Origin of the sequence: Parabacteroides sp. AF17-3 (genome assembly GCF_003635445.1) — a bacterium.
Taxonomy (GTDB): Bacteria; Bacteroidota; Bacteroidia; order Bacteroidales; family Tannerellaceae; genus Parabacteroides; species Parabacteroides goldsteinii.
On sequence record NZ_QTMM01000002.1, the window covers coordinates 479,166 to 494,046 of the forward strand.

Sequence of the window (14,881 nt, forward strand, 5' to 3'; positions counted from 1 at the left end):
ATCGAGTCTTTCATTATGCTTGATTATGTACAACGTTAAAATACAAAAGTACAAAAAAAGCAGAATTGCCTTTAGCTTTTTGATTCTAAATCATATATTTACACAACGTTCCTGTTTTTATTTGTTTTGTTTGATAGTACAGAATGAATAAGTCTATATAATACAGGCAATTAAAATATCATAGTATTAATATAGGCTCGATTCCTCCGAATCAGGCTTAAAAAGGAACGTATTCATATGGACAATAATAATATAACTGGAATAAAAGGCTATTACTATCTGCTACAACAAATTACTTCTTTATTAAATCTGTCATTACCAGAAATCAGACAGAAATATATAAACTATCCATATTGCTTGATAGACTATTTCGAAAAAAATGTGGAAGAAAAATCGATCGAGATACGATTTGACCAGGAAGCATTTACGATGACTTGTCTTTTCAGCAACGAAGGTAAATGTGAATTTGTTTATTTATTCCCTGATAAAAATGAGTATGTAAAGGGATTCATCTCTTATCTGGAGATAACCCAAAACTACGACTATTTAATGAATAGATGGGCGATACCAGGTTGTTACATAAAAGCGAAGGCAATAGAACATCTATCCAATAATATTTGCCTGATGTTTTATAATTAACCGGTAGTCCCTAAACCATAAGAAGACTATAGCAAAAGCCTTTTTATACTTTCTTACAGGCACGGATTATACGGATTTGACAAATTGCTTATTTATCTAAACAATGAAATCTGTATAATCCGTACTTGAATTATATTATTATGAAGAACTCACGAATATCAAACTGTCAATTCAACCCTCCTATGGAAAGGCTGCACGGGAGAGAATCAAGACCTGCTACCTTTTACATCACTGTCAGCAACTTAAGAAATAACATATCATCTTGCCTGAAGCAAACAAAACAGCATTATGCTGCCCATATCAAATAAAACAAAACAATCGACCAAATATTTATCGTATACACTACATATTGTCAATCCACTTACAACACTCATCTGCCTTGTTATAGAACACAAAAAGTGTTATTCAACATGCTTTTATACTACAAAATAGCTTCAAAAGAGGCCATAATCAACACTTATTAACAAAGAATTTCCATTTAAATAAATCCCTATCTCATTTAAAATGAAAAAAAATTCGTTTTAAACGAGATGGAAAATCCTTTTAAACGAATTGCAAAAGTCATATACCTAAAGGGGATTGTTAAATATTGTATTTAGCGCTCTTCTGTAACACCAATTTGACATAACATACAAGTTAGCAAAAAGACTATAATAAAATCTTTTAATTCAAAAGAAAAGCAATATTGCCTCATTTTGTCAAATTCCATAATTTCACTTCAAAAGTTCGTGTTGTCATCTTATCATTTCACGTAATATCCCACTTTAACACATTGCATTAAAGGATAAAATAGCTGTTTTCCAAATATTTACTATCTTTGGAGATGAGTAAAAATTGTATTCTTAGAAAATACAATTGCCACAATGGAGTCTTAAATCAAATAAAAAGAAAAGACATATGCTTGAATCCAAAAACGTTGATAGAGCAGGTACTACTTTCGGCAATATTCTGACCGACAGGTTGATTATACGGTTAGCAAACCCGGATGATGCGGAAGAAATATACGCTTACCGCTCTGATACTATTGAAAACCAATATCAGGGCTGGTTCCCCGAATCTGTGGAGGAAGTTCGTAATTATATAACCAATATGCCGATGACTATAGATATAGCCGACATATGCTTTCAATTTGCCATTCTTACCAAGAATGAAAACCGTCTGATCGGAGATTTGGGAATAATCTTCACAGGACACGAAAGAATGCAGGTAGAGATCGGTTGTACGTTGAATAAAACTTTTCAAGGTAAAGGATATGCCACCGAAGCATTAACGGCAATGGTAAACTATTTTTTCACAATCCTAAAGAAACATCGTATTGTAGCATCTATTGATCCAAGAAACACCGCCTCTATCCGACTTATCGAACGACTGGGATTCAGGAAAGAAGCTCATTTCAAAGAGAGTTATTTCCTTCGTGGCGAATGGGTAGACGATATAATTTATGCCATGCTCGATAAGGATTGGGGTAACAAATGAATACTTACACTTTTTCCAATGCTGCGATCATATTTTTCTTCGCTTATATGTATCTCTATATTCCCGGAGCAATTGATTGACCATAGCATCACCACCTTCAAATGTTCTCATCCGCTTCAACATGCGGGCTACACAATCATAAGCAGAGGAATGAGTTATTAAAGCCTCTTCCTCTACATAGTCATGGTAAATATCCAATATCTCTTTTTCGAAATGTGGCTTTAGAGAAAATTCTCGAACGAGCCAAGTATTTTAAAGAAAAGCTAAAGGTATTGTTTCCGGCTGATACGCAGCAAACGGAAAGGGCAGGAATAATCATTTGCCTTACGTCGTTAGTCCTGAATATTCGTTTTGCGGAACGGATGCAGCAGTTACAAGACAATGATATGAAATACCGTTATCTCCTGATGAAATGAAAAGCGGACGGGAAAAGCCTTGATTTGCTGGAGATGAATTTTAACCGGAAACGGGATAATGTATTTATTCAAAGCGTAACAGATACGGTTATAGATTTTGAATATCGTAGCAGGTTGTCATCTTCAGGCAGCACCTTGAAGAGGTGGTTTATCAAGTTGCCGTTTAAACTGCTCGGGATATTTTATTTGCTATTCTAAAATGTGTATTTCATTATTTATTAGTCCTATTGCTTCATCAATGAGATACCAATAAGACATTTTCACTTATATTTCAGTGAGAAAGTAGTTTATTCTTGTGTCTTGGGTACAACAACAGTAAACCATTCACAAAGCAACCTTGTTTCTCCTGTGAGTTTTAACCCAATTTTCTTTAATATAGAAGAATAGTATTCTGTATGAATTCTTTTCCAATTTTCTAAACTTACATCTCCTTCTTCTATTGAAAATTTTTCTGTAATACTTTCGAATTTTACAATTTCAATTTTAGTAATTTGTATTATACAGATTTCTTTATTGTGTGAATCAAGTATAGAAGCAAATTCATTTACTTTTATTATATCTTTGTATTCATTGTAGTGATAATCATATAAAGATGAAGTCGCTGTTTTTTTTCCTGATAATACTTTCATTGCTAATTCATCAGCATTACATCCAAACTGAATTTTATGTTTTATATCCATTTTAATTGTGTTCTTAGTTGATTGATATTAAAAATCGCAGATAATCTAATCAGTATACAACCTGTGTTATAGTTCATTTGCAGTTAGCAGAAGGCATTATATAATAAAGATGCAAAGTAAGGCAGAATGCAGTAAAAAAGTCTTGAAAAAATTCAAGACTCTTTTAATAATATTTTTTTTCGGATATGGCTGACGGTCTCAGGAGTAACACCAATAAAAGACGCAATTTCTTTTAGAGAGACTTCTTCTTTCAAATTGGGACACCGCTGCATTAACGTTATGTACCTCTGTTCTGGAGAATCACAATATGCCTGCAGCATTCGTTTGTATGCCATTTTAAACATAGACTCTGCTACATTACGCCCCAATCTCTGTGTATCTGCGTTCATTTCTAAGAAATCAATTAATTCTTTATATGTTAGTTGATAAACTACACAATCTGTAATGGCTTGAATGCTTACAAGTGCTGGTTCTCTATGGATAAAAGAAGCATAATCACAAACAAATTCTTTCTCGAACGAAAAACAGACAATACGTTCATTTCCAGCTTCATTCATGTAAGTATATCGAAATGAACCATTTTCTATCCATCCAGCAATTAGAGATGGAAAATTTTGTTGCAAGAAGTATTCCTTTTTTGTGTATTCAACTCTTTTGCCTTTTTCTAAGAAAAACTCTTTGAGAATTGTGTAACTATTTAAATGTGATATTGATAAATTGACCTCTGACATAGTATTTCTTTTTGCCTGATGCACAAAGATATAAAGAATATCCTATAAAAGCCTCTTTTTTAGAACAAGTGCGTACATTCCTTTTTCCTAAAACATCTTTTTTAATTTAGAATTATCCAAATCATTTATATGGGATTAAAAATTTCATTTCTATATTGACTTTGTTTACTTCAAAATTAGAAAAAACATATAAAGCAAAGTTCAAAAATTGTTGAATACTCGTTCCACATCCCCATGAACAAGAAAGATGTTTCGAATTTTCCATTGGTGAATTGTTCGATCTACCTTTTATTCCCAATAGTACCAACCCCAAAGAGGAGGAGTTCAGAAAAAGGTAACCACTTCTTTGTGTATGTTCAAAATAATTACCGCCTAAAAATCATATCTTTGCAAATATAAGCGGATTATAAGATGGTGAACTTCAATGAATACATAAATGAGATTGATTTCTCAGAATTCAAAAAGCACTTTTTAGAAAAGGGAAAGTCAATCGAGATTAAAAAGAAGGATTATTTTGTTAGACAAAATGAGCCATGTAAATATGTGGGATTTGTCGAAAGTGGCATTTTTAGATATACTCGTATTGATAATGCTGGTAACGAACCTATTGTCGGTTATAGTTTTACCGAAGATTTTGTGTGTGATTACCCATCACTGATTAAGCACATGGGGTCATTAACCAATATTCAAGCTGTTACAGATTGTTCTGTGTACGTGTTATCTATGAAAGAACTGAATGATTTTTGGGAAACAAGCATAAATACTCAACGTTTTGGTAGATTGGTAGCAGAAGAAATTTTTGTAGAAATGTATCAACGGCTACTTGGCTTTTACTGCGACACAGCAGAGCAGCGTTATGTTGCGCTACTAAAGCGCTGCACAAACCTCCCCCAGCATATTACTTTAAAAGAGATAGCCTCGTTTCTTGGTGTGACACCTGAAACCGTCAGCCATATACGAAGAAAACTACGGCAAAAATGAAAGTCTTGAAGTATTTCAAGGCTTTTTTTATTCATGTTCTCCAACTTTGCACGTATTATTATTCCCTGAATTATTATCAATTAAAATATAGTTATATGAAAAATTTATTCAGAACATTTGTAATACTGTTTTTGGCAATCGTATCCACTTCTTGCAGTAATGATAATGATGATTTTAGATTTGACTCTGAATCATTGAAACAGACGACATGGGAGGGAGTTAATCTCGTAACCGATGGAGATAAAACTATAAGGGCAATTAACGTAGAGATGCAATTCTTTGATACACAGAATGGTCAATATATTCTTAGGGAAGACGGATTCGGAGCTGAGGTATATAAGTTTAACTATTCCATTGAAGGTAAAATTATGAATATAGAGGACGGACCTCTTTTTAGTAAACGTACTATGTTAGAATTTGCTAAAGATAGGATGGTATTAGAAGCACTTAGTTCATACAAGTCGACACTTACCTTAAATCGACGATATTAACGAAACTGTTTATCACCAATTATTACTGACATTTGATAATTAAAGGAAATTATAAGCAAGGGGGGACTTATTCTCAAATTGGAGTGAAGTACCCCTTTGCTTGTTTTCAGAAGTTCGTAAAATTGGGGTTCAGGAAAGAAGCACTATTTCCTTCGTGGCGAATGGGTAGACGATATAATTTATGCCATGCTCGATAAGGATTGGGGTAATTGAGTAGGGGGAGCTAAATAAATATCCACATATTGTATTTCTAAACAAATTTGTTTATTTTTGTAGTGATATGAAAGATCAATTAGAAATATTGAAAGGTGTTCACCCTGGCTTATTTTTAAGCAGGGAGTTACGAAATCGTCAATTAAGAAGTGGTGCATTTGCAGAATCCATAGGAGTTCATCCTCAAACGTTAAGTGCCATCATTAAGGGACGAAGAAATATGAACATACCTTTGTCTCTAAAGATCGAGAGATCACTCCATTTAGACGAAGGACTACTAATGACCTTACAGGTTTATTATGATATTGAATTGGAAAAGAAGAAAGAAGCTCAATCATATCATCCTGATCTTTCTATATATCGTAAGATCTTGTTTTGGGATACAGACTTTGATAAATTAGATTGGAACACCAATAAACGGTATATCATTAATCGTATTTTTGAACGGGGAAATGAAAAAGAAATACTTGAAACAATTCGTTTCTATGGTAAAGACACAATCCTGTCGTTGCTGGACTTAAATAATAAGTATGCAGTCAATCTAAAATCTAACATTCAAAAATATCTGAATTATGCCAACTAAACTCAAATATCAAACAGTAACGCCATTACTAAAAAAGGTATTGACACAATTAATGTCCAATGACCTTTTTCACCCCTTCCAGCTTGTAGGTGGAACATCATTGAGTTTACAGTTAGGACACCGTATCTCTGATGATATAGATTTATTTACTGATTACGAGTATGATTCTATTGATTTTAGGGTTATTCAAGACTGGCTAAGAACTCAATTTGCATACTGTAACGGAGATTGTGGTGAAATTGTTGGTTTCGGATGTTCCTATATAATAGGTGACTCTGTTGACGATTCTGTCAAACTCGATCTATTTTATACAGATCCTTTTATTCGTCCTGCAAAAGTCATTGATAATATACGTCTAACGTCTTTTGAGGATATTATAGCCATGAAACTAGATGTAATCGGGCGTGGTGGACGAAAGAAAGACTTTTGGGATATTCACGAATTACATAATACATATTCGATAACTGAAATGTTAAACTTATATGTAGAACGTTTTCCTTACAATCATACGAAAGAAGAAATTATTCAAGGTTTCACTAATTTTGATATTGCAGATTCCGACCCCAATCCCAAATGCTTAAAAAAGAAGAACTGGCAACTGATAAAATTAGATTTCATTGATTGGCTAAAACAAACCTAGCAACCAGCACAAATCAAAAAATCCCTCTAAGAACATCTTAGAAGGATTTTGCATTTTGTGCGGCTGAAGGGACTCGAACCCCCACGCCGTGAAGCACCAGATCCTAAGTCTGGCGTGGCTACCAATTACACCACAGCCGCATTTGGTTTGCGGTGCAAAGGTAAATCTTTTTTATTAATCTGCAAGTATTTCGGGGGAGATTTTATTTATATCAGGCTCTGACAGTTCTGAGCCGGACAAAAGGCGCGAGATAGCAGCTTCTATAATAGTGTCTTTTCCTTTCTGCATATCTTCTTTGGTCATGGCTACTTCCTGATCCGGGTCAATGCCAAACTCTGTATGTTTCTTGTCTGCATCAAGGATCGGGCAAGCGGAAAAACGGACACTCCACCCTATGGGTAACTCCGTTGTAAAAGGGAAACCGCTACCACCTCCGGTACGGTCACCCATAATCATTACGTGGGGTAATAAACGCATCGTACTCACAAAATTATTCGTGGCACTGTAACAATGACGGTTCGTCAAAACGATAACCGGTTTCTGCCAGCGAAGCCGGTCGGACGGAGAAAGATATAAAGGATAAGGAGTGGAAAAGTCATTATGCCCATTCCCTTTTTTATACATGACATAGCCGGTCAATATCTTTTCTTCCAGGAAACGTTGGGTGATCCGGTCCGAATTTGACATCGCACCTCCCCCGTTATTTCGTACGTCAAAGATGATACCTTTACAGTCTTTGAAATGCAGGAACATATTATCCAGATTACTTTCGCCTACCCCGCTGGAGAAATTACCATAGTAAACATAACCCACCTGGTTATCAGACAGACATTTATATTTCAGTCCACCGGCAATTTTATAATCTGTCCCCAGATAATTCTTCTGTATGTCCGAATCGAAATTAGCCGGATAATCCTCATACCAAGCCCAGTAACGGGCCACATCGAATGAAGAAAACAGATTCGTATGCCCGTCCTTCAGTTCCGCCAGCATTTTACCCAATACATCAAACAGGTCGTACTGGCTCATCTTATCATCGATCTGAACACTGTAACGGTCGTGCACTTCATCCCAATCGATATTCTTAAATTCGAAGAAACAATAATTCTCATCCAGAATCCGCCAAAGCGCCTCAAAGTTATCCCTGGGAGACGGATTATACTTATCCGCCTTCTCACAAGCCGAAAGAAGGATACCCGTCAGGAATAAATAATATAGAATATGTAATTTCATTTTTTCGCTTTCAATAGTAGGCACTGCTGTACTTATGCCTCTGTTTCAGGCGTTTCCCTCCAAAGGAATAAAACTCCTTCACCAGGCCGATCATAAAGGAGTTGGATAAAACATGCGTCTTAATCCCGTTCACATCTGTCCGGTACATGCTGTTCAGATAGCCGGCCCTCACCGTAAAATTTGCTATCGGAAAGTCGAAGGTAAAATAATTCCTCATGGCGAACTTATTATGAAGCGAACTGAACTTTATCACACCGCTACGGTCTCCCTGGCTGAGATAATAATAAGGTTGACCTTTATGGATGGCAAACAGGGCACCGATAAACGGTATTTCCATCTGGTAACGGAAAGTCACCGGATAATTCCCGAACTTAAAACCATAAATCCCCATCGCCGAGAAGTTCAAATCCAGATCAGCCTTGCCCGAAGCCGGATTGTTCGTGTTACGAGTATTATAAATAAAGCCACCCGACAAACGCCCCGAAAGGCCTGTCAGAACTTTCAGATTCGGCAACAGGTTGGTAAATCGGTAGTGATATCCAAGCGAATAGTCCACAAAACCCACATAATCGGTTGCCACGTCCGCAGCATTCCGGGTAGATGCAAACTCGACATTGAGAAACTGCTGGCGCGATACCTTATAATCCGCCAGCCGGACAATCTTCATCCGTTCATTCTGTATCCGTACACCCCATCCCGTATATTTCGTTTCTATTCCGGGAGTCAGGTAGGTATCCATGACATTGTAACCGCCTATTCCTATCATCGTCGCCTCATTGACCGATCGCGGAATTTCGTCTTCCACATTTTTGTCTGTCTGAGCCGCAAGCGGAAACACCAGACAAAACGACAAAATCATCAGAGAGGCCAACGTCTTCATAGGCTATTCATCAAACAGCTTCATCTGCCCGGTTATTTCGTCTATAATATCCGAATCACTCTCTGTTTGCCCGGTATCGTCATTATCCGGATTACCTTCTCCACTCGTATCTCCCGGCTGTTCCGCAGGAGCGAAGCGGGTTGGTTCAAGCTCGTTGACTGTTTCCACCTCAAAGGTAGAGATACGTTTGCCTTTCGCTTTGAAGCCTTTCACTGCGATAAACTCTTCCGCGTCCAGCACAAGAGGCTCGCGGAAAGCGTCATGACCACCGAATACCACCTCAATACGGGGATAAACCTCATCGGTAAGCAACATCAGGCGGCTCTTCGGATTCTCACCCAGGAAGTTCTGCTTCTTGCTACCGGCTTCCAGCACGAAACGTTTCAGATACGGATATTTCTGGTCGGCATCATATAAAGCGGCCGTCCAGACTTTATTCGAGTTAAATTTCTCTATAATCTGTATATTGTCGTCGTAGTGATTGCTCAGATCAAAGTTCGTCGTATAGAAATCGCCGTTGCGTAAAACTACCAGGATCAGGTCATCGCTCTGGAATTCGCCCAGTTCGTCACCGCGACCGTCATAGTTCAGGCGCAGCACATCCCAGTCGAACCAAACCTGGCGTCCTCCCAACGTAGAACTACCCTTCTGTTTCAGGCTGATCTTATGCACATCCGCCTTTGTCAGGATATTTCCCATCGAGCCACGTCCCTTAATGGCGATCTCGCTGAAATCTTTTTCAAACACAAGCAGTTTCTGGCGGGGTTTCGGTTTAAGGATCACCTTGACCGTTTCAGCTTCCCCATTGGGGTTCGCACTGAAATATAACACCCGTGAACCCTCCGTTCCTTTCGTCACGTCATACTCCTTATCACGTGTCACACCGGTGACGGCAAAACGTTTGATGTAGTTATAACCGACTTTTCCATCACGGTAAATAACATTGTAAATAGTGCGGGTATCGTTACGTTTGAATACATTCACATACAAAACATCTTTCCCGACAAACATTTTATCGCTGACCTTCACGATCTTATACGTTCCGTTACGATAGAACAGAATGATATCGTCTATATCCGAACAGTTACAAACATATTCATCTTTCTTGAGGCTCATTCCCATGAAACCTTCCGCACGGTTGATATAGAGCTTTTCGTTTGCTTCCACCACCTTCGTTGCTTCGATCGTGTCGAAGTTACGGACTTCGGTCATACGCGGATAATTCTTGCCATATTTTTCCTTCAACATGGTAAACCAGTTGATCGTATAGTCTACGATATTATCCAGATGATGATTGATGCGCTCGATCTCTTCGCGAATCTGGGCAATCAATGCATTGCTCTTTTCCGAGTTGAATTTAAGGATACGTCCCATCTTGATCTCCATCAGTTTGAGGATATCTTCGCGGGTTACTTCACGGATAAAATCAGGCTTGAACGGAGTCAGGCGCAAGTCGATATGAGCCACGGCCTCATCCATATCCTTCGAGTTTTCAAACTCTGCATCCTTATAAATACGTTCTTCAATAAATATCTTTTCGAGGGAAGCGAAAAAGAGAGTTTCTTCCTGCTCGGCTTTCTGTATCTGTAATTCGGTACGCAACAGATGCAGCGTATCATCTGTCGAATGGCGCAACACATCGCTCACTTTGAAGAAGTGAGGTTTGTTGTCCATGATCACACAACAGTTGGGCGAAATGCTGATCTCACAATCTGTAAAGGCATACAAGGCATCGATCGTTTTGTCTGACGATACGCCCGGAGCCAGATGCACCAGGATTTCTACATCTTTCGCCGTATTGTCATCGACTTTCCGGATTTTGATCTTTCCCTTGTCGTTTGCTTTCAAGATGGATTCGATCACGGAAGAAGTCGTTCTTCCGTATGGAATTTCGCTGATTACCAATGTCTTGTTATCCAGCTTGGTTATTTTAGCACGAACTTTTACCGAACCGCCGCGCTCACCGTCATTATATTTAGAGACATCGACATAACCTCCTGTCTGAAAATCAGGATATAAAGCGAAGTCTTCCCCCTTCAGGTAAGCTATCGAAGCGTCCAGTAACTCGTTAAAATTATGAGGAAGTATTTTAGAAGAAAGACCTACGGCAATACCTTCCACTCCCTGTGCCAGCAGCAAAGGGAATTTCACCGGCAAAGTAACCGGTTCTTTATTACGCCCATCATAAGATAGCTGCCAAAGGGTAGTCTTCGGATTAAAGACTGTTTCAAGAGCAAATTTGGAAAGACGTGCTTCGATATAACGGGGAGCAGCGGCACCGTCACCGGTAAGGATATTACCCCAGTTTCCCTGGCAATCGATCAACAGGTCTTTCTGTCCCAACTGTACCAGCGCATCCCCGATAGAAGCATCTCCATGAGGGTGAAACTGCATGGTATGCCCCACGATATTGGCGACCTTATTATACCGTCCGTCATCCAAACGCCTCATCGAGTGCAAGATACGACGTTGCACAGGTTTCAGACCGTCATTGATATGCGGCACTGCACGTTCCAGGATCACGTACGAAGCGTAATCCAAAAACCAATCCTGATACATCCCCGACAGATGATAGGATACGCGGCCTTCTCCCTTCCCGGGTATTTTATATTCCGAATGTGTAGTAGAATCAGATTGCTCACCATTTTCCTGTGAGTCTGTATTTGTCTGTTCTATTTCCTCGTTCTCGTTTTCTTCTGTGAAATCTTCAATATCCTCTGGTTTCATATACTTATATGGTGCTCTATCTTCTTTTTCAGCCTCTGCCGGAAAGTAAATTCCAGCGTGTAAATATACGAAATATTGGCGAGATAATAAAAAAGCATTATTGTTTCGGTGAGATATCTGAATTCTCCCTATATTTGTCTCCTCAAAAATTTAGCGTAATGCTCACACTCGATAAGATTTATCAGGCATCTTTTGCCTTGAAAACAGTTATCCGTCGCACCGACCTGATCAGTGCGCCCAACATCAATCCGGATTCTCATATCTATCTGAAACCGGAGAACTTACAGATTACTGGATCATTCAAAGTCCGCGGTGCCTGCTTCAAAATCGCCCAACTGACAGAAGAAGAGAAGGCCAAAGGCGTCGTAGCCTGTTCCGCCGGTAATCATGCACAGGGTGTCGCCCTGGCTGCCACCACCCATGGCATCAAGTCACTGATCTGCCTGCCGGACAATGCACCGATCTCCAAGATAGAGGCTACCAAATGGTACGGTGCCGATGTTTGCCTGGTCGAAGGCGTGTACGACGACGCTTATCAGAAAGCCCTGAAGCTGAGAGATGAAAAAGGATATACGTTCGTTCATCCTTTTGATGACGAAGACGTTATTGCCGGACAAGGGACTATCGGACTGGAATTATTGGAACAGTTGCCCGACCTGGATGCCGTAATCGTTCCGATAGGCGGAGGGGGACTTATCTCCGGCGTCGCCTTTGCAATCAAACATCTGAATCCGAATGTAAAAATATACGGCGTACAGGCCAGCGGTGCACCAAGCATGCTGAATTCTATCGAGCACAATAAAATCGAACGGATGGGATTCGTCCGTACCATTGCCGACGGTATAGCCGTAAAAGAACCGGGTGAACATACATTTGAATATTGTAAAAAGTATGTGGATGAAATCGTTACAGTCAACGACGATGAGATTTCGACCGCTATCCTGGCTCTGATCGAACAGCACAAATTAATCGCCGAGGGAGCAGGGGCGGTAGCCGTAGCGGCAGCCATGTTCAATAAAGTTCCCATAAAAGGTAAAAAAGCGATCTGCCTGGTATCGGGAGGAAATATCGACGTAACGATCCTCTCTCGCGTTATCGGACGGGGCTTGCAGAAATCCGGCCGATCCTACACCATGACGATCGAACTGGTCGACAAACCCGGACAGTTACAGCACGTTTCTGAAATTATTGCCCGCACCGGAGCCAATGTGGTATCCGTCCATCACGAACGAGTTAGCCATACCGCCGACATCAACGGCTGCTATCTCCGTCTGGAAATGGAAACACGTAACCAGGAACATATCGACCAAATACAATATACGCTGACGGCAGCGGGGTATAAGATTATTCCGGGATAACGTTAAGAAGCTGTCACAAAGACCTGAATCAAAGAAACAGATAACTTTTGACAGCCTCAAAACACGAAAAACTATATTTAATTAAAACACAACATTCTTTCGAATCTTTTCTTATTACTCACCATAGCCAGGATTTTGCTTGATCAGGTTATTAGCACCGATAATACTGTAATGTATCGGGAAGCGATTCAGATTTTTATTATTGGTTGCCTGATGATCCCACCAGCTTTCCGTCACATAAGCATCCCACCGAACCAAATCAGTACGTCTCCGTCCTTCACCCAGAAATTCCAGTTGCCATTCATCCAACATACGATATTTATCCAAATTGGCAGACGTGACAGGATCAGGATCGTTCCCGCCCTCAAAATAACGCTTCCGGACAGTATTGATCAGATCAGCGGCTCCCTCTTTGTCACCGGCACGCATCTTACACTCGGCCAACGTATAATAAATCTCAGCCAAGCGGATGACAGGAACATCCGGATCAAACTTACGTTTCATCTCATCCTGGTTGGGACGCGGACTGAATTTTACCAGCCGGACACAAGAGTTTTCTTCCGCCATGCCCACATTAGACGGGAGCGATTCGAGATCCGGATACTTCGCATCTTTACCCACTTTGGCAAAATAAGCGACCTGATCGACTACCGTAATTACTTCCCCTTTATATTCACGGCTTCCCGTACAAGTCCATTCCGGATGAATCGGATTAACTAACTTGCCAACAATGAACATGCCTCGATATTTACCGCTTCCTTCATATACATACGGTTGTTTGCGTACATCCCAATCGTGAAATTTTCCATAAGCACCTCCGAGTTTATACGGATACTTCTTACCTGTCGGATCCAGACTCGGTATCAATCCTATTCCATTGTTGGATCCGGAACCTTCCAAACCACCCAGATAATTTTTGTAATTATAAGGGACAGACCAATCCCAATAGCCGGCATCCGTCTCCAGTTTTGCATTCTGGCTCGGAATAGACCAGATCAGTTCCGGGCAGGCTTCATTGTCGAAACCAAAAATATTTGTCCAGTCGGAAGCCAACGCATACTGCCCATATTTCCCATCGATGATATCTTTACAGATACCGGCAGCTTCAGCAAACATATCTTTACCGATATAAGATTTTGCATTGAAATAAAGACGCACTTTCAACGCAGCGGCGGCAGCTCTGTTGATACTTCCGGTCTCTTGCGCTCCCAATTCCTCCTTTAGCGGAAGTTCGGGAATAGCCTCCGTCAATAAAGAATCGATAAAATTAAATGTTTCCAAATCAGTCGACCGCCCTTTGATATCACTTTGCGTCGTCGTATAGAGCGGAACACCGCCAAACAGATCAAGCCCGTCCAAATAAAGCGAAGCCACCAACACTTTCTGCTGGTTCAGCATCGACTCGCGTGTCCCGTCGGCAAAACCCAAAGCATCGAAATCGATTTTAGCCAAATCCTCCAAAGCATCCCAGGCCAAAGCTACCCCCATGGAAAAGCCATACCATCCGTTGTTGACAAATGCCATATCTTCGGTATAAGCATGATGATGCACTTTCTGGTAATAGGCTCCGTCATACCAGTCGCTGCCACGGGTTGGCAGGCAAAATTCATCTGTGCCAATTTCCTGCAAAGCCCAACGATCATTATTGGACCCGACAAACCAACGCCAATGTGTAAACGGACGGTTGAAGCGCTGCCACACGGCATCCTGAGAGGTATAAAACGTTTCAGGAACCGACTGCGAATAAAATGTCGGATCTATATCACAAGACGTAACAGCCAACAGGCTTATGATTCCTGATAAAAACAAATGGATTATATTTCTTTTTTTCAT

General features: G+C 40.0%; 13 protein-coding genes, 1 tRNA gene and 1 pseudogene. 8 read left to right on the forward strand and 7 right to left on the reverse strand.

All coding sequences use genetic code 11. From position 1 onward, the window contains the following. Positions 1-237: 237 nt before the first annotated feature. The 3 genes and pseudogenes from DWW91_RS04065 to DWW91_RS04075 all read left to right on the forward strand — a co-directional run. Complete coding sequence (locus tag DWW91_RS04065) at positions 238-639, forward strand: hypothetical protein (RefSeq protein ID WP_010801027.1); 402 nt, start codon at positions 238-240, stop codon at positions 637-639. Between the two features lie 897 nt (positions 640-1,536). Further along, on the forward strand, positions 1,537-2,115 hold the full coding sequence (locus tag DWW91_RS04070) for a GNAT family N-acetyltransferase (RefSeq protein WP_122327025.1): 579 nt from the start codon (positions 1,537-1,539) through the stop codon (positions 2,113-2,115). A 305-nt stretch (positions 2,116-2,420) separates the two neighbouring features. Next, positions 2,421-2,729 (forward strand): annotated as a pseudogene (locus DWW91_RS04075) (hypothetical protein); the annotation flags it as partial. Positions 2,730-2,818: 89 nt separating this feature from the next. Here the strand turns inward: DWW91_RS04075 and DWW91_RS04080 are convergent. Together DWW91_RS04080 and DWW91_RS04085 are read right to left on the reverse strand one after the other, a co-directional pair. Next, positions 2,819-3,211 carry an ASCH domain-containing protein gene (locus DWW91_RS04080; RefSeq protein ID WP_010801029.1) on the reverse strand — a complete coding sequence of 131 codons (393 nt, stop codon included), beginning with the start codon at positions 3,209-3,211 and terminating at the stop codon, positions 2,819-2,821. Between the two features lie 152 nt (positions 3,212-3,363). Next, positions 3,364-3,942, reverse strand: a complete 579-nt coding sequence (locus DWW91_RS04085) for a Crp/Fnr family transcriptional regulator (protein WP_010801030.1) — start codon at positions 3,940-3,942, stop codon at positions 3,364-3,366. A 411-nt stretch (positions 3,943-4,353) separates the two neighbouring features. Between DWW91_RS04085 and DWW91_RS04090 the strand changes: the two genes are divergently transcribed. The 4 genes from DWW91_RS04090 to DWW91_RS04110 all read left to right on the forward strand — a co-directional run bounded on the left by DWW91_RS04090 (position 4,354) and on the right by DWW91_RS04110 (position 6,850). Continuing rightward, a complete protein-coding gene (locus DWW91_RS04090) occupies positions 4,354-4,923 on the forward strand; it encodes a Crp/Fnr family transcriptional regulator (protein WP_010801031.1) in 570 nt (189 codons plus the stop codon). A 95-nt stretch (positions 4,924-5,018) separates the two neighbouring features. Next, the gene (locus tag DWW91_RS04095; RefSeq protein ID WP_147426528.1) at positions 5,019-5,414 is read left to right on the forward strand and encodes a hypothetical protein; all 396 of its coding nucleotides are present in this window, start codon (positions 5,019-5,021) and stop codon (positions 5,412-5,414) included. Positions 5,415-5,694: 280 nt separating this feature from the next. Then, on the forward strand, positions 5,695-6,210 hold the full coding sequence (locus tag DWW91_RS04105) for a helix-turn-helix domain-containing protein (RefSeq protein ID WP_121719534.1): 516 nt from the start codon (positions 5,695-5,697) through the stop codon (positions 6,208-6,210). After that, positions 6,200-6,850 (forward strand): nucleotidyl transferase AbiEii/AbiGii toxin family protein, encoded by a 651-nt coding sequence (locus tag DWW91_RS04110; RefSeq protein ID WP_010801033.1) that lies wholly within the window; start codon positions 6,200-6,202, stop codon positions 6,848-6,850. Before DWW91_RS04105 ends, DWW91_RS04110 begins: the two co-directional genes overlap by 11 nt. 58 nt (positions 6,851-6,908) lie before the next feature. Here DWW91_RS04110 and DWW91_RS04115 read toward each other — a convergent pair. The 4 genes from DWW91_RS04115 to DWW91_RS04130 form a co-directional block, all read right to left on the reverse strand. Beyond that, a tRNA-Leu gene (locus tag DWW91_RS04115) sits at positions 6,909-6,990 on the reverse strand. 34 nt (positions 6,991-7,024) lie between these two features. Next, entirely contained in the window at positions 7,025-8,083 is a 1,059-nt protein-coding gene (locus tag DWW91_RS04120; RefSeq protein WP_010801034.1) for a S41 family peptidase, read from the reverse strand. A 10-nt stretch (positions 8,084-8,093) separates the two neighbouring features. After that, positions 8,094-8,963 (reverse strand): DUF3316 domain-containing protein, encoded by an 870-nt coding sequence (locus DWW91_RS04125; protein ID WP_009860206.1) that lies wholly within the window; start codon positions 8,961-8,963, stop codon positions 8,094-8,096. 3 nt (positions 8,964-8,966) lie between these two features. Beyond that, positions 8,967-11,690 (reverse strand): DNA gyrase/topoisomerase IV subunit A, encoded by a 2,724-nt coding sequence (locus DWW91_RS04130; RefSeq protein WP_122327027.1) that lies wholly within the window; start codon positions 11,688-11,690, stop codon positions 8,967-8,969. 158 nt (positions 11,691-11,848) lie between these two features. Here DWW91_RS04130 and ilvA point away from each other — a divergent pair, with 158 nt between their 5' ends. Beyond that, entirely contained in the window at positions 11,849-13,048 is a 1,200-nt protein-coding gene (ilvA, locus tag DWW91_RS04135; protein WP_009860208.1) for a threonine ammonia-lyase, read from the forward strand. 114 nt (positions 13,049-13,162) lie between these two features. Here the strand turns inward: ilvA and DWW91_RS04140 are convergent, their stop codons facing one another. Beyond that, positions 13,163-14,881, reverse strand: a complete 1,719-nt coding sequence (locus DWW91_RS04140; protein WP_122327028.1) for a RagB/SusD family nutrient uptake outer membrane protein — start codon at positions 14,879-14,881, stop codon at positions 13,163-13,165.